Origin of the sequence: Ralstonia nicotianae (assembly GCF_018243235.1) — a bacterium.
GTDB lineage: Bacteria > Pseudomonadota > Gammaproteobacteria > Burkholderiales > Burkholderiaceae > Ralstonia > Ralstonia nicotianae.
This window is the reverse complement of the sequence record NZ_CP046675.1, coordinates 1,191,282-1,210,486: the sequence shown is the minus strand read 5'-3', so window position 1 is coordinate 1,210,486 and position 19,205 is coordinate 1,191,282. Positions and strand designations below refer to the sequence as shown.

The 19,205-nt window shown below is 67.8% G+C and carries 18 protein-coding genes; 7 read left to right on the top strand and 11 right to left on the bottom strand.

Annotated elements, in window-relative coordinates; translation table 11 throughout:
• Window positions 1-3 precede the first annotated feature (3 nt).
• The 5 genes from GO999_RS21355 to GO999_RS21335 all read left to right on the top strand — a co-directional run bounded on the left by GO999_RS21355 (window position 4) and on the right by GO999_RS21335 (window position 6,343).
• Window positions 4-1,101: an SGNH/GDSL hydrolase family protein gene (locus GO999_RS21355; protein WP_011004736.1), complete on the top strand. Its 1,098-nt coding sequence runs from the start codon at window positions 4-6 to the stop codon at window positions 1,099-1,101.
• Window positions 1,102-1,331: 230 nt separating this feature from the next.
• Entirely contained in the window at window positions 1,332-2,903 is a 1,572-nt protein-coding gene (locus GO999_RS21350) for a carbamoyltransferase family protein (RefSeq protein WP_011004735.1), read from the top strand.
• Between the two features lie 16 nt (window positions 2,904-2,919).
• Window positions 2,920-4,269: an ATP-grasp domain-containing protein gene (locus tag GO999_RS21345; protein WP_019719881.1), complete on the top strand. Its 1,350-nt coding sequence runs from the start codon at window positions 2,920-2,922 to the stop codon at window positions 4,267-4,269.
• A gap of 89 nt (window positions 4,270-4,358) precedes the next feature.
• Window positions 4,359-5,582, top strand: a complete 1,224-nt coding sequence (locus GO999_RS21340) for an MFS transporter (protein ID WP_016723570.1) — start codon at window positions 4,359-4,361, stop codon at window positions 5,580-5,582.
• Between the two features lie 20 nt (window positions 5,583-5,602).
• Window positions 5,603-6,343 (top strand): alpha/beta fold hydrolase, encoded by a 741-nt coding sequence (locus GO999_RS21335; RefSeq protein ID WP_011004732.1) that lies wholly within the window; start codon window positions 5,603-5,605, stop codon window positions 6,341-6,343.
• A gap of 188 nt (window positions 6,344-6,531) precedes the next feature.
• Here GO999_RS21335 and GO999_RS21330 read toward each other — a convergent pair whose 3' ends face one another.
• The 5 genes from GO999_RS21330 to GO999_RS21310 form a co-directional block, all read right to left on the bottom strand.
• Window positions 6,532-7,191, bottom strand: coding sequence for a DUF2894 domain-containing protein (locus GO999_RS21330; RefSeq protein ID WP_019719882.1), 660 nt, complete (start codon window positions 7,189-7,191; stop codon window positions 6,532-6,534).
• Window positions 7,184-7,831: an OmpA family protein gene (locus GO999_RS21325; protein ID WP_019719883.1), complete on the bottom strand. Its 648-nt coding sequence runs from the start codon at window positions 7,829-7,831 to the stop codon at window positions 7,184-7,186. Before GO999_RS21325 ends, GO999_RS21330 begins: the two co-directional genes overlap by 8 nt.
• Window positions 7,828-9,924: a DUF802 domain-containing protein gene (locus GO999_RS21320; RefSeq protein ID WP_211906834.1), complete on the bottom strand. Its 2,097-nt coding sequence runs from the start codon at window positions 9,922-9,924 to the stop codon at window positions 7,828-7,830. Before GO999_RS21320 ends, GO999_RS21325 begins: the two co-directional genes overlap by 4 nt.
• A 10-nt stretch (window positions 9,925-9,934) precedes the next feature.
• Window positions 9,935-10,675, bottom strand: a complete 741-nt coding sequence (locus GO999_RS21315) for a DUF3348 domain-containing protein (protein ID WP_011004728.1) — start codon at window positions 10,673-10,675, stop codon at window positions 9,935-9,937.
• 289 nt (window positions 10,676-10,964) lie between these two features.
• Window positions 10,965-11,378, bottom strand: a complete 414-nt coding sequence (locus GO999_RS21310) for a nuclear transport factor 2 family protein (RefSeq protein ID WP_016726382.1) — start codon at window positions 11,376-11,378, stop codon at window positions 10,965-10,967.
• Between the two features lie 99 nt (window positions 11,379-11,477).
• Here GO999_RS21310 and GO999_RS21305 point away from each other — a divergent pair, with 99 nt between their 5' ends.
• A complete protein-coding gene (locus GO999_RS21305; protein WP_211906833.1) occupies window positions 11,478-12,368 on the top strand; it encodes a LysR family transcriptional regulator in 891 nt (296 codons plus the stop codon).
• Window positions 12,369-12,645: 277 nt separating this feature from the next.
• Here GO999_RS21305 and GO999_RS21300 read toward each other — a convergent pair whose 3' ends face one another.
• Both GO999_RS21300 and GO999_RS21295 read right to left on the bottom strand, forming a co-directional pair.
• On the bottom strand, window positions 12,646-13,164 hold the full coding sequence (locus tag GO999_RS21300) for a hypothetical protein (protein WP_019719888.1): 519 nt from the start codon (window positions 13,162-13,164) through the stop codon (window positions 12,646-12,648).
• Window positions 13,164-13,589, bottom strand: a complete 426-nt coding sequence (locus GO999_RS21295; protein WP_019719889.1) for a DUF1801 domain-containing protein — start codon at window positions 13,587-13,589, stop codon at window positions 13,164-13,166. Before GO999_RS21295 ends, GO999_RS21300 begins: the two co-directional genes overlap by 1 nt.
• 695 nt (window positions 13,590-14,284) lie before the next feature.
• Between GO999_RS21295 and GO999_RS21290 the strand changes: the two genes are divergently transcribed.
• Window positions 14,285-15,394: an NEL domain-containing protein gene (locus GO999_RS21290; RefSeq protein WP_211906832.1), complete on the top strand. Its 1,110-nt coding sequence runs from the start codon at window positions 14,285-14,287 to the stop codon at window positions 15,392-15,394.
• Window positions 15,395-15,918: 524 nt separating this feature from the next.
• On the opposite strand, the gene GO999_RS24870 is transcribed toward GO999_RS21290, so the two are convergent.
• From GO999_RS24870 to GO999_RS21270, 4 genes are all read right to left on the bottom strand, one after another.
• Window positions 15,919-16,296: a hypothetical protein gene (locus tag GO999_RS24870; RefSeq protein ID WP_249215081.1), complete on the bottom strand. Its 378-nt coding sequence runs from the start codon at window positions 16,294-16,296 to the stop codon at window positions 15,919-15,921.
• A gap of 140 nt (window positions 16,297-16,436) precedes the next feature.
• On the bottom strand, window positions 16,437-17,441 hold the full coding sequence (locus GO999_RS21280; RefSeq protein WP_211906831.1) for an aldo/keto reductase: 1,005 nt from the start codon (window positions 17,439-17,441) through the stop codon (window positions 16,437-16,439).
• 60 nt (window positions 17,442-17,501) lie between these two features.
• On the bottom strand, window positions 17,502-17,828 hold the full coding sequence (locus GO999_RS21275) for a carboxymuconolactone decarboxylase family protein (RefSeq protein WP_011004720.1): 327 nt from the start codon (window positions 17,826-17,828) through the stop codon (window positions 17,502-17,504).
• Window positions 17,829-18,017: 189 nt separating this feature from the next.
• Window positions 18,018-18,911, bottom strand: a complete 894-nt coding sequence (locus tag GO999_RS21270; RefSeq protein WP_011004719.1) for a LysR family transcriptional regulator — start codon at window positions 18,909-18,911, stop codon at window positions 18,018-18,020.
• Between the last annotated feature and the right edge of the window lie 294 nt (window positions 18,912-19,205).

Sequence of the window (19,205 nt, the reverse complement as noted above, 5' to 3'; positions counted from 1 at the left end):
ACCATGGCAAGAAAAGCACTGACCCACGACGAGGCCGTACAAGAGGTGTATCGCTTGACGCCCCAGATCCGTGAATACGATGAGTTCATGTATCTCGGCGTGCGCTGGCTGCCGTACACGATGTTTTTCCACCATCGGAACTATCGCTCGCAGGTGATCAACACCGACGGCTTCGGCTTTCGCTACAGCGACTGGAAGGGGCGCCAGCTGGGTGTCGAAAACCTGCCGGAAGGCACCCCGGTCAATCTGCTGGTGGGCGGATCGACAACACTCGGCACCGGTGCCACGGGGGATGCCTGGACCGTGGCCTCGCGCTTGGCCGAGCACACGGGGGAGCCGTGGCTGAATCTGGGCGGGCGCGGCTACAACGCGGTGCAGGAAGTGCTGCTGTTCATGATGCACCAGCACCGCTTCGGGCCGATCAACAATGTGGTGGTCTTCAGCGGCCTGAACACGCTGACGCTGGAAGGCCTGCCCGACGATCTGGCCACCGACCACGGCCGCTACTACTACTCTTACGAGTACCAGCACTATATGGACAAGTACAACGACGACCTGAAGCGTCGCAGCCGTACTTATGCCTCCGAGCTGGATCGCCGCGGTAAGGGCTTCGTTGCGCGCTACCTGGACAAGCTGCGCGGCGAAGACAATCCGGCCGACGTCATCATCACCGACGAGCAGACCGATACCGCGGCCCGCGTCGCTCGCGCGGCCTGGGTGGTGACCAACGCGCTGCGCCAGTGGCAACTGCTGCTGGCCGGCAGCGGCGCCAGGCTCAGCTTCGTGCTGCAGCCGATGGCGTACTGGACGCGCGCGGAGCTGACGCCGGAAGAGGAAGACATCTTCCACGCGATCGACAGCTGTCCCAACAACTTCTGGCGCCTGTTCAGCCAGATCCTGGGGCCGCACACGCATGCGCCGTTCGCTGAACCGATCCGGGCGTTTTGCGCCGACAACGCACTGGGCTTTGCCGACATGAATCGCCTGCTGCGGGATTCGCCGCTGCTCAACGATTACCTGTTCGTTGACCGCGTGCATTTCAACGACAAAGGCTACGACGAGGCGGCACGCCTGATCGCCGCCATGCTGCAGCGCCGATGACCGATCCCGTTTGATTTTGACCGTTTGACAAGGAGCCCTCATGCCATCTGCATTCCCCGAAAGGAAAGGTTTCTGGAGCCTGCTGCGCGCCGCTTTCGGTCGCCTGTTCTCGCGCAAGAAAAAGAAGAAGCGCCAGAGCTCAATCTATCCGCTGCGCTGATCCGCATACGGCGCTCGCCCAAACTTCCCGCCGGAGACAGTCCCCGGTTTCCCGACAAGACAGAACAGACATGAAGATTTTTGCAATGAAGCCCGGCCACGACGGCGCGGTCGCCCTGGTCGATGCCGATGCCGGCAAGCTGGTATGGTCGTTGGAGGCAGAGAAAGACAGCTTTCCACGCTTCGAGGCGTTCAATCCGGCGCAGATGGTGGATGCGGCCGAGCGCCTGGACGTGATGCCCGATGTCTTCGCCGTCAGTGGCTGGGGCAAAGGCTCGATGGCCGCCAACGCGCCGATCGGCGCCGGCTACTACGGTTGGGACGGCAGTGCCGTACAGCAGCGTGCCGCGCGCATGTTCGGACACGACGTCAAATACTTCAGCAGCAGCCACGAACGCTCGCACCTGTGGTGCAGCTACGGCCTGTCGCCGTTCGAGCAGGGGCAGCCGTGCTACGTGCTGGTCTGGGAAGGCGCGCTCGGCGACTTCTACCAGATCGACGAGAAGCTGAACGTGATCAGCCTGGGCCGCGTGATGATGACCCCGGGCAACAAGTATTCCTTCCTGTACGCGCTGGCCGATCCGACCTTCACCCTGCCCAAGGGCAAGCTGCGCAACGAGGATCCAGGCAAACTGATGGCGCTGTGCGCCTATGGGGCGTCGGGCGAAATGGATGACGACGAGCGCGAGTTGACGGAGTTCCTGCTCAAGCGCGACAGCATCCTGGCCACGCTGTCGAAGGAGGACATGCGCTGGAGCAAGTACTACAACATCGGCCTCGATCATCCGGCGTTCACGCGTTTGGCCAAGCGCTATTCGGATGAGATCTTCAACCGCTTCTATCTCTATGCGAAGCAGCACCTGACCCAGGGCTACCCGCTGCTGATCTCCGGCGGCTGCGGCCTGAACTGCGACTGGAACACGATGTGGCGCAACAGCGGCCTGTTCCGCGACGTGTTCGTGCCGCCGTGCACCAACGATACCGGTTCGGCGATCGGTACGGCCATCGATGCGATGCGCGAGTTCACCGGCAAGGCCAAGGTCGAATGGAACGTCTATGCCGACCGTCCGTTCGTGGACGACACGCCGCACATGCCGGACGTCGATGTCTATCCGCTGGACCTGCAGCGGGTCGCGTCCTTCCTGTCGGAGCAGAAGGTGGTGGCCTGGACGCAGGGCCGCTGCGAAATCGGCCCGCGCGCGCTCGGCAACCGCTCGATCCTGGCGGCGCCGTTCACCGATGCGATGCGTGATCGTCTGAACCACATCAAGAAGCGCGAGGGCTTTCGCCCGGTGGCGCCGATCTGCCTGGAAGAGGACGTCAGCCGGCACTTCGACTGGCAGGGGCCGTCGCCGCACATGCTGTACTTCCAGCACGTCAACAACCGCGACCTGCGCGCGGTCACCCATATCGACGGGACTGCCCGGACCCAGACCGTGAACCGCGAGCAGAACCCGAACATGCACGGTCTGCTGAACGCATTCAAGGAGCTGACCGGTGCCGGCGTGCTGTGCAACACCTCCTTGAACTTCAATGGGACCGGTTTCATCAACCGGACCAGCGACCTTTACCAATATTGCAAGAGCACAGGCATCGAGGGCTTTGTCTATGACGACAAGTTCTGCGTCGTGCGCGGTGCGTGAGCCAGGAGGTTTTCCGATGAGCAAGAAGATTCTGTACGTCTATGCGCCGGCCGGCCCGCCGCTGGACTACTGTTTCCCGAAAATCGCCGCGCGCGGGGAAGTCCATACCTGTATCGTCAGCCCGCCGTCGGCCTCCAACATGGAGATCCTGCGCCGGCACAGCCGTGCCGTGCATGACTTCAGCCATGTCGCCCCGGCGCAGGCGCTGGAGCAGGTGCGCGCGCTGGCGCAGCAGATCGGCCCGGATGCGATCTTCACATTCTCCGAGTTCCTGCTGAAATCGGTCTCGGAACTGGCGGCCGAGTTCGGGCTGCGCGCGGTCGGCCCCAATATCGCGCTCGGGCGCAACAAGGTACTGATGCGCGAACGCTGGCACCAGGCCGGCATCCCGCAGCCGGCATTTCGCGCGGTCCGCAGCGAGCAGGAAATCTCGCGCGTGGCCGAGCTGAACTTTCCGGTGCTGGTCAAGCTGGCCTACGGCGCCGGCTCGATCGGCCAGCAGATCGTGAACGGCATGGACGAGTTGCCGGCGGCAATCGAGCGCCTGATTGCCGCTACGGAGGCGGCACGCAGGGCGGGCAAGCACGAGTTTTCCGAACACGAGGGCTTTCCGCAGCTGATCGCCGAAGAGATCATTCAGTCCACCACCACCTCGTGGTACGACGAAGACGGCTACGGCGACTACCTGAGCGTGGAAGGGCTGGTGCGCGACGGTGTGTACTACCCGTTGGCCATGACTGGCCGGCTGCGCACCATTGCGCCGTTTACCGAACTCGGCAATGTGGCGCCGTGCGTGCTGAGCACGGACAAGAAGGCAAAGATCGTTGCGCTGATCAAGCGGTCGATCGATGCGCTTGGCTTCGAGAACTGCGCCACCCACACCGAGCTCAAGCTGATGGCGGACGGCGAGGTGTCGTTCCTGGAGACCGCCGCCCGCATGGGCGGCGTGGCGATCGCCAAGGAGCTGGACGAAGTATTCGGGATCGATTATGTCGATCTGTTTCTGAGCGTGATCCTGGGCGAGCCGGAGACGATTCCGGCATTCGAGCAGAACGCGCCGCGCTGTGCCGCGGCCTCGGTGGCACTGATCGCCTGCGACAGTCGCGGCACGCCGTGGCAGAGCACGCGCGGTTTTGCGCCGGAGCGCGTGAACTGGGGCGAATTGCTGGACGACATGGCCGAAGTGCATATCCAGTATGCGCAGTCGATCGTGCCGGGCAGCCCGATCGCTCCCTACGACATTTCCGGAGGGTTGATGAACTACGCCGGCCAGGCATTCCTGGTAAGCCCGACGCCGGCCGAGCTCAAGCGTGCTGCGTACCAGTTGCTGGACGGCCTGGAGCAGCGTTTGCCGTTGCATGGCTGATCTGCGTGGTGGGGTGTGCCGAGCGCGGTGCAGCCCCACCCGCCGTGGCGTCCTTGCGAGCGGCGCGATTTCAGGAACATGAGAATCCGATGAGTGCATCGATCCATCCGCGGCGCGTGAGCGCCATCCTGTGGACAGTCAACTTGTCCTCGATAGCTGCCAGTGTGTTCAGCTATGTCTATCTCTCCTATTTCGTCTATCAGCGAACCGGCAACGTGCTGCTGTCCGAATGGGTGCTGCTGGCGCCGATGGTGATCCCGGTGCTGCTGTGCCTGGTGATCAGCCGCATCGCCGCGGCCGGTACGCCGCGCAGTGTGCTGATGGTCTGCAATACGGTGGGGCTCGGCTGCGCGCTGCTGTGCTACGGCCTGCTTGATCGCTTCATCTGGCCGGCACTGGTGGCGGCCCTGCTGATCGGTTTCCTGGACGCGTTGCAGCGGGTGGCGCGTACGGTGGCCGTCAAACGTTATTTCTCGGACGCAGACGTCAAATACGCCGTGCCGATCACGCTCACCGCGCAGTTCATCGCGGGCGGGGTTGCAGGGGTGGCGCTTGCGTTCTACCGGGCCGACATCACGCCGCTGGTGGCGAATGCCATTGTCTCCACGGGCTTCCTGCTGGCTATGCTCGCCGCACGGCTGCTGCCGGCCCACAGCAAAGAGGGCCGCGCTGCGCCTGCGTCGGCGCCGCGTCAGCGCAATCCGCTGTCGCACCTGTGGCAACTGCTGAAGCAGGACGCCAACCTGCGCCGCCACTTCTTCGCCTTCCTGATCTTCGTCAGCATCTTTCAGGGCTTCTTCAACGTCTCCCGGGTCACCTTGCCCACTTACGTACTGAAGCTGAGCCAATCCTGGGTGGGTTACCTGCAGATGATCAGCGCGAGTTCGGCGCTGGCCGGTGCTCTGCTGTTCGTCTGGCTCGGCAAGCGGAAGATCGTCCTCGGCCGTGCAGCCAGCGTGGCCGTGAGCGCGATCGCGCTGCTGGCCATGGCCGGGAGCTGCAGCCTGGGGCAGCCGGTGGGCAGCTATGTCCTGTACTTTGTCTTCATGTTCGCGTGGGAGCTGCTCTTCTTCAAATACCAGTCCGACCTGGTGGCCGTCACCCCGCAAGACCACATGCCGCTGGTGGCGACCTTCCAGTACGCCGGCGTCTATCTGGGCATGCTCGTGGCCGGTACCCTGGGCGGCATGCTGACGGAACGGATCGGCCTGCCGGCCTGTGCCGGCGTGTTTGCGCTGGTGTATCTGGTCGTCATGCCGCTGAATGCGCTGCAAGGTCGGCAGCTGGCGCGCCAGGCTGCCTCAGCGGGATGATTTTTTACGGGAACCCTCTTATGCAACACGATACGCCCCTGGTCATGATTCACGGACTGTTCGGTCCGCTGCATTTTTTCGAGCCGGCCGCCCGGTTGCCCGGTGTCACCGTTCATACCCCGGATCTGTTGGGCTACGGCGCGCGTCCGGCGGAGCCGGAGTTGAGCCTGGCGGCGCAGGCCGCCGAGGTGGTGCGCATCCTGCGCGAGGAGGTGCGGCGGCCGTGTCACCTGCTCGGGCACAGCGTGGGCGGGGCGATTGCCGTACTGGCGGCTTCGCATGCGCCCGAGCTGGTGAAAAGCATCGTGAGCGTTGAAGGCAATTTCACGCTGGACGATGCGTTCATGTGCCGCCGCATCGCTCCGCTCGATGCCCCGGAATGGGAGGCGGAGCTGCAGCGCATTCAGAGCGATCCGCAGGCCTGGCTGGCCAAGGGCGGCATCGCGCCGACCCCGGAGCGTCTGCGGATGGCCGGCTGCATTCTGCACAATCAGCCGGCCGCCACCTTGCAGGCCATGGCCCGGGCCGTTGTCAGGGAAACCGCCGTGCCGGCGTACCTGGAAACGGTACGCGGCCTGATGTCGCGTGGCGTGCCGTTCCACCTCGTGGCGGGCAGCCGGTCAGTTGCGGGATGGCATGTGCCCGATTGGGTTCGCCAGCGGGCGCATGGGAACGCCGAGCTGCCGGACTGCGGCCACATGATGATGCTGGAGCAACCGGATCTGTTCTGTCAGACGCTCTTGTCGCTGTTGTATTCGTAAGCCGTCGGTCCTGGCCGACCGGCAGAGGCTGGCCGGTCAAGCGTGTGCTGCCCTCGGGCGAGCCTGTGCCGATGCCTTCGCCAGCGCATGGGGAGGCCGATCCTGTCATGGGCGTTGCCGCGGGCCTGTACGTACAGGAAGCGGTGGTGGATCCATGTGCCGACGTGGCGAGCTTGCATACCCCAGCGCTAACGGGGTCGGTTGCGTACACCCTTCTTGGCACTTGCCGCGCGAGGTGCATCGGGACCGGCCGGGGCGGCGTTGCCGCTCATCTGCTCCATCCACGACAAGGCATCCACGTACGACAGGAATTGCCTCAGATACGCCGGCGACAGTTCTTGCATCAGCAGGAGCGATCGATGCACGAGGCTGCTCGAATTGAGCGGGCCGGCGTTTCTCGGTACCTGGTCGAGCGCTTGGCGCAACTGCCGTTCGGTGCTGACCGTGGACCAGGTTTCCCGGAAGTAGTCGAGCGTCTTCAGCTCCGGATCGGCGCCGAAGCTGCCCGCGGCATGCGCGGTACGGGCGGCATGGCGGCTGTCGTTCCTGGCCGGCGCGCGGCTGGCGATGTGATCGAGCAGGTCGGCAAGCGCGCCGCGCGCGGGCTGGGCTGACGAGGCCGGGCCGCCGGTCTGGCCGGCGTCGCGCGCCATGCGTTCGCGCTCGGCGTAGTCCTCGAGGAGCCCGGACAGCCGGGCGTCCAGGATGCGCCGTGCCTCGCCGCTGTGGCCCGCCGCGCGCCGGTCCAGCGCTGCGATGACATGGAAGCGGACCGGGTCCAGGCGATCGGCGCCGCGCGCGCGCCAGGCGTCGAGCATGGCGCGGGCGTGCGTCCCGGCGCTATCCATGGCGGTCTCCGGCGCCCGTCGACGGCCTCGGGACCGGGGCGATTTCCACGCGCCGGTTTTTCGCCCGCCCTGCGTCGTCGGCGTTCGAGCTGACGGGCTGCTCGGAGCCGAACGCGGCCGCGAAGACCGATGCGCCGGGGATGCCCGCGTCGATCAGCGCGCGCGTCACCGTCAGCGCGCGCTTTGCCGACAGTTCCCAGTTGTCGGCAAAGCGACGGTTGCCGGCATGCACCTGCTGGTCGTCGGCAAAGCCGCTCACCATCAGGATTTCGTCGCGGGATCTGAGGTAGGCCGACAGCGGCCCCGCCAGGCTCTTCAACAGCTCCAGGCCTTCGGGCTGCAGCTGATCGGAATTCAGCGCGAACAGCACGCTGCCGCTGATGCCGATGCGGCCGTTGACGAGCGTCACGCGTCCGGCCGCCAGCGGACCCGCCAGCGCCTGTTCCAGCGTCTTGCGGCGCTGCGCCTCCATCTGCCGCTGCTTGACCTCGTTCTCGAGCCGGGACGAGAGCTCCAGCTGGACGGCGATGACGCTGACCAGGATCAGCACGAAGGCGCCGAGCAGCACCGACATCAGGTCGCCGAACGCGGCCCAGATCGGCGCGGCCGCCTCCACGCCGCCGTCGATGTCCTCCCTCATGCCGCCTCGGCTCCGATGGGCGCGCGCTGGTCGGCAAGGCGCTGCATGTCTTCGAGAATCTGCTTCTGCGACAGCACGCTCAGATCGATGACTTCCCTGGCCTGCGCCACGTAGTAGGCGAGCTGCTCATCGCTGCGCGCAAGGGATTTGTCCAGCGCCGCTTCGAGGCGCTGCAGGTGCGCGACCAACTGGCCGTTCGATTCGCCGAACAGCTGCACGGCCGCGCCGAATGCTTCGCCCAGGCTGGCCACCTCGACCGCGCTGCCGGTGACCTGCGCGGCAGCGGTGCCCAGCCGCCCGCCTTCGGCCTCCACCTTGTCCGCGAACCGGGTGCCGACGCGATCGAGCAGATCCGCCGAGGTCGAGATCAGCCCGTCGACGGCGGACCGCTGCTCGGTGGACGCGTGGTTCACGGCATCGAGGAGGGTCTCCAGGGTTGCCAGCAGGCGGCTGCGCTCGTCCAGCATCTCGGTGTCGCGGACCATGCTGTCGGCGAGCTTCTGGCGCAGCTCGCCGATGACTTCGGCCGCCGCCTTGGGGGCCTCCGAGGCGGCCTGCACGAGCCTGGAGATCTCGGCGATCGTGTCGCTCGCGTGCGCTTGTGTCCGGGCCGAGATGTCGTGCGCGGTGCGGGCCAGCGTTTCGCAGATGGCCTGCTGATGGCTCGCGGTGTGCGCGCCGGCCTGCTCCCATTCTTGGCGCAGCGTCGCGGCTATCGAACCGAGGGTGTCGGTCCAGGCGGCCAGCCGCTGCTGGTCTTGCGAGGCCAGTCCGGCCCGCAGGTCTTCGTGCGACTGGTGCAGCGTGCGCTGCAGCGTGGCCGCGTGCTGCTCGAACGTTGCCGTGGCGGCCTCCAGGGCGCGCCGATGCTGGCCGGTCAGCGTCTCATGGGTCTGGTCTTGCCGCGACAGTGCCTCGGTCCACGCTTGCGACACGCTGCCCGCCGTGGTTTCCAGGCGGGCAGAGATGCCTTCCAGCAGGCTGGCCGAGCGCTGGTCGAAGGCCGCGGTCAGCTGGTCCAGCGAGGTACGCCATTGCTCGGCGAGCGCCTCGTTCGATTGCCGATGCGCTGCCAGTGCCCGGCTCCAGATGTCGGCCACGTTGGCGGCCGTCGTGTCGAAGCCGGTGGACAGGCTGTCCAGCTGCTGCCGGACCGCATGCTTGACCGTCTCTTGCACCGACGCCGCCTCGCGCGCGAGGCCCGCCAACGTGGCCTCCACGACCGGCTGCAGCGCTGCGCCGGCGGTGCGCGCGCTTTCGGCGGCGCTATCTTGCAGCGATTGCCCCACGGACGAGGCGAGGCGGGCGTAGGCAGCCTCGGTCTGGCCGAGGAAGGCTTGCTGGCTGGCGATCTGCCGCTCGGCCGATGCCTGGCTTTGCTGCTCCAGGGTTGTCATCATCGCTTGCAGCCGGTCGACCAGGAGGGGCATCGCTTCGGCCTGCCGCCGCAGCAGCGCGAGGGTTTCCTCGCGCTGATGGGCGTGCGAGTGGCGGCGCAGCGTCGTCGCGATCTGCGCGTCGAGCGCCTGGGCCGCCTGGAGCCGCTCGCGCCGGCACAGGGCGGAGAGCAGGCCCAGCATGGCGGAGGTGGACACGCCCGCAATCGAGGTGCCGAAGGAAAAGCCCAGGCCCTGGATCGGCGCGGCCAGCGAGGCGCGGATCGCCTGCAGATCCGCTGCGCTTTCCAGCGCCGCGCCGGTGCCCTTGAAGGTCACCACCATGCCGAGCAGGGTGCCCAGCATCCCGAGCAGCACCAGCAGGCCGACCAGGTACGGCGTCAGGGCAGGCCCGGGCAGGGCCACGCGCTCGCCCTCGATGCGCAGGCGCACCGCGCTGCGCAGATCGGGGTGCAACGGGTCGAGCCAGGCGCCCAGCTCGGGCGGCGGCGCCGACAGGTGGGTCACGGCGCGTGCAAGGGTGGCCGTGGCTTGCCGGTAGCGGTGCAGTTCGATCGCACCGGTCAGGTATCCGGCGCCGATCAGCAATGTGACGGCCAGTGCCAGCGGGTTTGAGCCGGCGTAGCCCACGGCGATCCAGCACAGGGCGGCCAGGCCGGCGAAGAAGACAGCGAAAGGAAGATGAGGTCTGGACATGGCGTCCTGTTTAGCGGGTACGAAGTGCCGCGAGCAGCCCTTCGACCGGTTGAAAACGAATATCGAGTTCAGCGAGCAGCACGCTCTGCATGTCCCTGCGGAACACGTCCACCCACGCGCCCGGAGGCGCCGACGCGGCGTTCTGCGGCGCGTGCGCATCGGCCAGCCGCTGCCGCTCGGTGTCGCGCAGGCGCTCGAAGTGCGTGCCCAGCAACGTGGGCACGCAAGCCAGCAGGTTCCGCTCGTGCGCGTCGAGCGCTTGCTCCATGCTGGCATCGAGCACCGCGAGCCGCGCCATGCCGGGCGTCTGGGCGGACAGCATGCGCCGCAGGCGGGCCCGCAGGTCGGCGATCTCCATCTGCATCGTCTGCTGCAGCGCCAGGTAGCGCTGCCGGAAATCCGCGTAGTCGGCCGTCGCGTCCATCGAGGCGCCCCGGGAGGGCACCTGCGCAGGCGCGCCCCGCCTGCCGTGGGCCTCGCCGGTACCGGCAATGGCCTGTGCCAAGGCGGTGCGCACGCGGGCGCACAGGCTTTCGGCATCCTTGCCGGCGGATGGCGCATCGAGCGCAATGGCCGGTGGGCTCTGGTTCAGCGCCGTGGACAGGGCGATGGCGTCGGTCCAGCCGAGCCAGCGGCTCAGCCGGTCCGACAGCGATTGTCCGGATTCGGGAACGTCGATCTGCGCCAGGCGGGCGAGCAGGCGGACCAGCGTCGGGCCGCTGAGCGCCGTACGTCGTGGAGCTTGCGCCATACCACAAGACTCAAAAAAGGCAGCAGTTTACACGCCGACGGGGGGCGGGCCGTTTCCTTTCGAATTCCGGGGTGGCGGCGGGCACCGTGCGGGGGTGGGGCTCGATTGGCCCGGCCCGCCGTTTCCAGCCCGGGTGCTTGCGATCCGCCGGCCGCAGGGCAGCGGGCCGGTCGCTGCGGGAACGATCACGCCCGCGAAGCACAGGCGCGGCTGCCGCGCGCCCCGAAGCGGGCGCTTACGTGCGTGGTGCCGCGAATCCCGGCGCGGGTCTGCGGCCCGGTTTCCGGGATCACGGAGCCGGGTCCGGGGCGTACTTGTCGCCGACGCGCTCGCGCAAGGGGTGGGTGTCGTAGACGATGTGCATCTCGCGGATGCGCGCGCTGTCGTGCCGGAAGCTGAAGACATCGACGCAGGTGAAGTCCACCTGCCGCCCATCGTTCAGCGTCCAGTCATAGCGGAAGTACGCGGCCACGCGAACGACATCCGTCGCCGGCTCAACCGACGCGAACACGTCGATCGGCGTGATGACGCTGCCGCTGGAAGCTTGCACGAGCTTGCCGAAAAAGTCGCGTGCAGCCATGGTGCCGAGGAACGGCGAGTGGACGATGCCATCGTCCTCGAACGTGGAGATCAGGCCCGCCGTGTCGCCAGCGTGCAGGTGGCGCAGATAGGCGCGCACCGTGTCGATGTGCAGCTGTGTCATGGAAACCTCACTGGACTGGTTGGACGGTTCACGGCGCATCTTTCCCGACGCAGCCTGCGGCGACAAGCGACAATGGAAATCCACCCATCAGAGTTGCTTATGTATCTGCGCTATCTGCACTACCTGCGGCTGGTCATCGAGCACGGCTCCTTTGCCGCGGCGGCGCGGGCGGCCGGGGTGTCTCAGCCGGCGATCAGCCACGGGATGCGGCAACTGCAGCGGCAGTTCGCCTCGCCGTTGCTGGTGCGCTCGGGGCGGCGAGCTGTCCCGACCGGCCTGGCCATGCGCGTCGCCGCGGAGGCCGCTTCGCTGGCGGAGCACGTCGATGCCCTCGCCGCGTCGGGCCCGCCTCGGCGCGATCGGGAGGTGCTGCAGGTGGGCGTGACACCCTCGGCCGCGCTCACCTGCGGGCCGATCCTGTACGACGGCTGGTGCACGGGGCATCCGCGCCGGTTCCTGCAATTGACCAGCGCCGACGAGGACAGCCTGCTTGCCGGCCTGCAGATGCGCAGCTTCGACGTCGTCATCGCGCCGAAGCCGCGCGGGCCGCTGCCGAGCGGGGTGGTCGGGCAAAGCCTCTATCGGATCGCGCCCCTGGTCTACGCCCGGCGGACGCATCCCTGTGCCGGAGCGCGGACGCTTGCCGAGCTTCAGGGGGCGGCATGGGCCGTGGTCGGGCCGAGTGTCCGCGGGCCGGTGGACGTGCTGACGGAGGCCCACGCGGTCCGCAACATGCAGCCGCCACGGGTGGCCGTGAGTTGCCCGGACTACGCCAGCCTGCTGAACCTGGTGGCGGGCACGGACCTGCTTGCGGTGGTTCCGCATCCGGCACTGATCGGGGAGGTGCGCAAGCGGATCACGCCGCTGCGCCTGCGCGAGGCGCTGCCATTGTACGAGATGTGGGTGTTCGAGCCGGCCCGTGCCCGTGGGCGGACGCGGCCGGTTGTCCAGCAACTGCTGGGTGCGATGGCGCATCGGGAGGCGCGGTAGCCGTCGCCGACTTTCAGCGAGCGCCCCGGCTTCGCGGACACGCCGCCCACCCGACGTCTTCCGCGCGATGCGCGCTGACCTGGCCCCGGTGCCGGGCGGGCGGGATCGGCATCGACCCATGATCGCCGTGCCGCGGATCATTGCCCGAGGGCTTTCGAAAGCGTGGCCGCTTCGGCCACCGGCAGGCGGCTGACGCAGATGACGCGGCCACCCGGTCGGCCATTGCAAGGCGCCAACCGTGGCGGCCTACGCCGAAGGATGCGCTTTCTCCGAACGTTCAGGGCGCACAGTCCCGGTCGTCAACCTCGGGTTTGACCCGCCGGTATACGCCGCTCGCTTCAAGGTCGTTGTAGTCCTGCGCGCCTCTGCAATGCGCCGCTTGCAGAACGCGCGCGCCGGACCGGCGGAACGTGATGTCGACCCTGCAGCCGTGCCCGTCGTCGTAGCGCATCGCGTGTCCGGCAAGGCGGGCATTGAATTGGATGCTGCCAAGATGCGCGTTGTAGCACTCAGGGGAAGGCCCCGGACAGTAGGCGCTCTCGATGTCCACGGCCAATGTGTTTCCGGGGCCGCTCGCGATGCACATCCGATTGCGGGCGCTGCCGGCATCCGGCCGGGTTTCGTAGTAGCCCGCAACGCTTTGCGCCATGGCGGCGGATGCGGACGTCAACGAGCCCAGCAGCGATACGATCGACAGGCTCGTCGCCATCCGTCTCGCCTTGCGCGAACGGTGATGCGCGCCGACGCGGGAATGCGGGTGCAGTCGCAGGCCGTCGCGGAGGTCTTCGGGAGACATCAGCGACCGTCTCCGGTGGCGTGCTTGCGGCGCGAGGCCTGGTTGAACGCGACAGCGGCCCGAATGAGCGCCTTGAGCGCGTCTTCGTCCGGCGCGTCGCCTTCGTGAAAGTCGATGGCGCGGCGGGTGTTGCCTTCGAGGCTGGCATTGAAGAGGTCCGAAGGGTCGGCCAGGGAGGCGCCCTTGGCGAAGGTCATCTTCACCACGTGCTTGTATGTCTCGCCGGTGCAGATCAGGCCGTGGTGCGACCAGACCGGCGTGCCTCGCCACTTCCATTCCTCGACCACTTCGGGGTCGGCTTCCCGGATCAAGGCGCGAAGCCGCGCGAGCGTCTCGCCGCGCCAGTCGCCGAGTGCCCGGATCTTCGCGTCGATCCACTCGGATGCGGATTCGGATTCGGCGCTTGCCGACGGATGCTGTTCCATGTCGTCTGCCTCTCGCTTGGCGCCCCGCGCTCGGGGCGTTGGACCCGGATTCGTGTCGGCCTCGGCTGCCGTCTTTGCGGACATGGCCGAGGCATCCGCGACACACTACACCATCCCGCGGCGGCAAGGATTCGGGGCTCGGGCGCGAGAACGGCATGGCGGCCATCCAGGGCGACCTGCAGACACAGCACCGGCGCGGCGACGGGCAATCCGTCTACGATCCGATCGCTGTGGCCAGCGGTGCCCGGATGGCGCCGCGATCGGCGCGGATGCGGAAGGGTTTGCGCGGCCGGCACACCCATGCGCCGTGCGTGCGAGATGCGTTGGCGGGGTGGCGTGACGGCGTCGCGAAGCACGGACGCCCGGCTTCGCATTCGCCTCGCTGATTTCGAGGTCCGGCAGGTGGGCGGCGCGAGGGGGGACTATAAAGCAGCGCTTTCCCACCCACCCCGCTCGATATGGTTTTCCTTGTCCGGAGCATCAACGTTGCCCAGTCCAGCCACGATCCGTCCACCTCCGACGGTCAGCCTCCCGCGATGTCTCCACCGTCTCCGGGTGCGCGCCCGGCGCGCAGAAGCCCCGCGGCGGTGCTGGCGGGGCTGGTCGGCTTCTCGCGCCGCAGGGGCGCCGGAGAGACGGCGCACGGCCACGAGGGCGGGAGGTCTTTGCCACGCCGGTTTCGTCCGACGAGGCACGTGAACATCGGTGCGCCCACACCGTCATCGCCGCGCGAGCCCTTAGCGGTCTGGGCGCAGGCGTGCGAGCTGCAACCGGAGACGGTCGAAGCCCTGCGGGCTTTGCGGGACCAGGAAGGCAGCGGACCGTTCATGTCCCTGCTTGCCAAGCTGGACGCGTGCGAGTCGTTCGAGAAGGAGCCGCATCGTGCCGACTCGGTGCAGGAGCTGGGCGCCGTACTGAAGCTCGCCGCGCACAACGATGCCTATCGCGCGTTCTGCTTCGATGTCGCGGGCGGTGCCGATGCCGACTGCTATGACAACGCCGAGGTCATTTTCGGCAACCTGCGGTTGGCGGCCAGGGATCCGACCTACCATGGCAACGCCAGCCTGGAGCAGGTGCTGAACTACCACAAGCGCTGCGTGCCCTGGTCACTGGTCGACGATTTCGTGTCGGAGCGGTTTCCGTTGTTCGCAGAGTCTCTGGAGAACGTCCTTGCGTTGCGGATACGCCTGTCCGATATCCTGCCGATCCGGACCCCCGCCATGACGTTCGACAACATGACCAGTGTCAATCAGGGGGTCGAGGCTCAGGCAAGGGCCTACATCGCAAAGCATTGCGATAGCGAGGCGAAACTGCAGCGGAACCTGTGCAGGAGCCCGGCCTGGCGCCAGTTCATGGAGCGGCAGCATCCGGTCGAATTCACTGCCAATACGCTGCTGTGGGCGTCCGCGCTGCAGGCTGTCATGGAGCAGCGGCCGGAGGGCGCTGCGATGGCGGTGCCGCCGGAGGTGAACACGGTGTCCTTCGGCTCCCGCACCGAAGCGCTGGCCAGGGCGCGCGCGATGCCGGGCATCGGGACGGGCCACGCGTTCCGGCACTTGCAGCAAAACGCCACCGTGCTGCTGTCGGAAGACCTGACGCGCAGGCTCGTCGTGGAAAAGCGGACGCCGAGAACCGAGGCCAAGGCGTACGCACACCTGCTGCGCGATCCCGATTGGCTGACTTACCTGGAGCAGGAGCATCCCGACGATCCGGCGTTCTCGTCCGATGGCATCGGCACGCCAGACCGGCACGAACGGTTGATGCGGCTCACGCAACAGGAAATCGTCGCCGCGCGCGGCGGATAGCCGGGGGCGCATCGGTGTTCGATCGGGCACCGGTGCGCTGGCGTCACGCCGAGGGGGCCGGCAATCCGGTGCGCATTCCATGGGACGCCCGGCTCACGGAAGACCCAGCCGGGACAGGCGCGCGCGGCACCTGCGGCATGGCTGCGTCGCCGGGCGCGCACAAGCCGTGCGGGGCGAAGGCCAACATGGGCCCAGCTGCCCGCGGCGGACGCTTCGGAGGCCGCCAATGCGTGCCAGCAGCGCCACGGCGGCCTCGGCTTTGCGGCTGAATACGATGTTGCGGAGCGGACATTCCGCGAGACGCGGCGGTATCGGGTGGTGCCCATTTCGACGCATCCGATCCTGTCGCAGGTGGGCTGTGCTGGGGATGCCGTGGTCCTTCCGAGGCGAGCCGGAAGGTCCGGGCTCGACTCGTCTTTCGGGCAGAGGGCGCGGCATGCGTGCCCGTTCGCGCGTGGGCTGTCAGCCGGGCTTTCCGGCCGCCCCGTCGCGCATTGGAACGGGCACGTATGGCAGGAGACGGATCAGCCCTTGGTGCCGCGGCTGATTGCGAACAGCGTTTCCGCTGCCTGTTGTACGTCGGGATCGACTTGCGCCGGCCGGCGGGGCAGCGCTGCGCGCAATGTCTCGTTCTTCTTGGGACCCTGCGTGTCGATGTCGTTGATGGTCCGCGAGCGAGCGATGTTGCTGGGGCGCGGCGAGGTGTCTTCCTCGGCCACGGTGAGTCGGGAAGACGATGCAGCAGGGGGCGAGATCTTCGGCATGTGAGATGGATGATTGATTTGAGGATGGGTGATGATGCCGGGGGGCTGGGGCGCCGCATCGCCAGGGGCGGCGAAGCCATTGCGCCGGCGGCGAAACCGGTTCATGGCGTCAACCGGGCAGATGCGGATGGCCGGCACGCGTCGTGTCCTCATGCGCCAGATCGATCACAAACCGATCCCGCCCCCGCGCGTGCCGCCCGAACGCTTCGTTGGCCGGAGCCATGCCGGATCGTGGCCGCCATGCCGGAAGTGGATGGGGATGGCGTGCCCGCGCGGGGTCAGCGCGCCTTGCGTCCTTCCACGGGATAGCCCGGATCGGTATAGCCCGGCGTGGAGGCATGGCCCGGCGGCACGAGGCGGTCGACGAACTGCTCGTCGTCGGGGCCGAGCCGCAGGTTCAGCGCTTCGGCATAGTGGTCCCAGTGCGCCTCGGTGCGCGGGCCCGCGATGGTCGAACTGACCCACTGGTTGTTGAGCACCCAGGCCAGCGCGAACGCGATCGGCGTGGTGCCGCGCGCGGCGGCATGGGCGGCGATCTGCTGCGCGATCCGCAGCGATTCGGGCCGCCATTCGGTCTGCTGGATGCGCTTGTCGCCGCGCCCGGCCCGGCTGTCGGCGGGCGGGGGCGCATCGACGGTGTACTTGCCCGTCAGCACGCCGCGCGCCAGCGGGCTGTACGACACCACGCCCAGCCCGTAGTGCGCGGCGGCCGGCAGCTGCTCGACCTCGGCCGAGCGGTCGACGAGGTTGTAGAGCGGCTCGCTGGCCACCGGGCGGTCGATGCCGAGCTGGTCCGCCAGCCGCGCGACTTCGGCGATGCGCCAGCCGCGGAAGTTGGACACGCCGAAGTAGCGCACCTTGCCCTGGCGGATCAGGTCGCCGACGGCGCGCACGCCTTCTTCCAGCGGCAGGTCGGGGATGGCGCGATGGAAGTAGAGGATGTCGATGTAGTCGGTGCCCAGCCGCTTCAGGCTGGCCTCGACCGACTGCATGATCCACTTGCGGGACTGGCCCTGCTCGTTCGGCCCCTGCGCGCTCGGGAAGCCGAACTTGGTGGCGACGACCCAGCTGTCGCGCCGCGCGGCGATGGCGCGGCCGACGATCGCTTCCGAGCGGCCGGCGTGGTAGACGTCCGCGGTGTCGATGAAGTTGATGCCCTGGTCGAACGCCTTGCCGATGATGCGCGTGGCGGTGGTCTCGTCGGTCTCGCCGCCGAACATCATCGCGCCCAGGCACAGGGGCGACACCTTGAGGGCGCTGCGGCCCAGATACCGATACTCCATGGATTGGCTCCGTGCGGGCATGCGCCCGCCATGCAAGCGTGGGAACGCCGCGCGCGCTGTTCAGACGCCCGCGGCCTCGAAGACGCGCTGCGCGATCGGCAGCGCCGTGCTGGCCGTCGGCCAGCCCGAGTAGAAGGCGAGGTGGGTGATGGCCTCGATCAGCTCATCGCGGCGCAGGCCGTTGTCCAGCGCCTTCTTGAGATGGAAGGGCAGTTCGTTGGTGCGATACAGCGCGATCAGGCTGGCCACGGTGATGAGGCTGCGGTCGCGGGGGGACAGTCCCGGCCGCTGCCAGACATCGCCAAAGAGGACGTTGTCGGTGTAGTCGGCCAGCGCGGGCGCGATGTGGCCGAACGCGTCGCGCGCGACGGTCGATGGGGCGGACATGGGCAACTCCGGTTGAAGGCGACACGACACCCTGCGCGGCCGGCGCGCATGCCAGCCGCGGAACGGGATATGCCCTGCATGGTAAGGACCGGCCGGCCACCGATAAAGGCCGATCCGCTGCATGCGGCTATGAGGCGGATTCAACAATGCCGCCGAGGCGTGCCGCGTGCCGGCGGCGGCACGCGCCCTTCAGGTCCGGTCGCGCAGCGCGTCGATCACCAGCGTGAGCGCGCGCGACGACTGCCGGCGGCTCGGGTAGTAGACGTGATAGCCGGGGAAGGTCGGGAACCAGTCTTCCAGCACCCACTTGAGGCGGCCCGCCGCCACGTGCGGCTGGGCCAGGTCTTCGGGCATGTAGGCCAGCCCGTAGCCGGACAGCGCCGCGTCGAGGATCTCGTAGACGCCGTTGAAGGTGAGCTGTCCGTCCACGCGCACCTGGATCTCGCGCTGGCCCTTCTTGAGCTCCCACGCGTACACGCCGCCGCGGGTCGGCAGGCGCAGGTTGATGCAGCGGTGCGCGGTGAGGTCCTGCGGGGTCTTGGGGGCGGGGTGCCGCTTCAGGTAAGCGGGCGCGCCGACGATGACCATGCGCAGGTCCGGCGCGATGCGCGCGGCGATCATGTCCTTGGCCAGCGTGTCGCCCAGGCGCACGCCGATGTCGTAGCGCTCGGCCACGATGTCGGTCAGCCCGTAGTCGGTCACGAATTCGACCTTCACGTCCGGATAGTCGTGCAGGACCTTCGACAGCTTGGGCCACAGCAAGGTGCGGATGGCGTAGTCGGTGGTGGTGATGCGGACCGTGCCCGAGGGGGTGTCGCGCAGTTCGCCGATGGCCGCGAGTTCTGCATCGATCTCTTCGAAGCGCGGGGCGATGGATTGCAGCAGCCGCTCGCCGGCCTCGGTGGGCGAGACGCTGCGCGTGGTGCGGGTCAGCAGCCGGATGCCGAGCCGCGTCTCCAGCGCACGCACGGTGTGGCTCAGCGCCGAGGGCGACACGCCGAGCTGCGCCGCCGCCCGGGTGAAGCTGCGCTCGCGCGCCACGGCGAGGAAGGCCAGGAGGTCGTGGTAGTTCTCGCGTGCCATTGCTGAATCCCGTTCACAAGTTCATCGGGATCGTAGCATCCGGCCGCTTGGCCGCGCACCGGACGGATTCGGGCCGGTCGGCGATGTGCCGTGCGTATGCGTCGCCGATTGTCTTGCGGGAGGGGGCCGCAATGAAACGCATGGCCTTGTCCGTACCGCGTCCCGCCGCCATGGACGAGGGCGCTTGCGCCTGGGCGCGGGCGGCATCAAGGCTCGCGCGCCCGGCTTTCCGTGCGAGGCGGCACGAGGCGTGTTCCGCCAGTCCGGTGGTCCGGGCCGTCTTTGAAAGGCGCG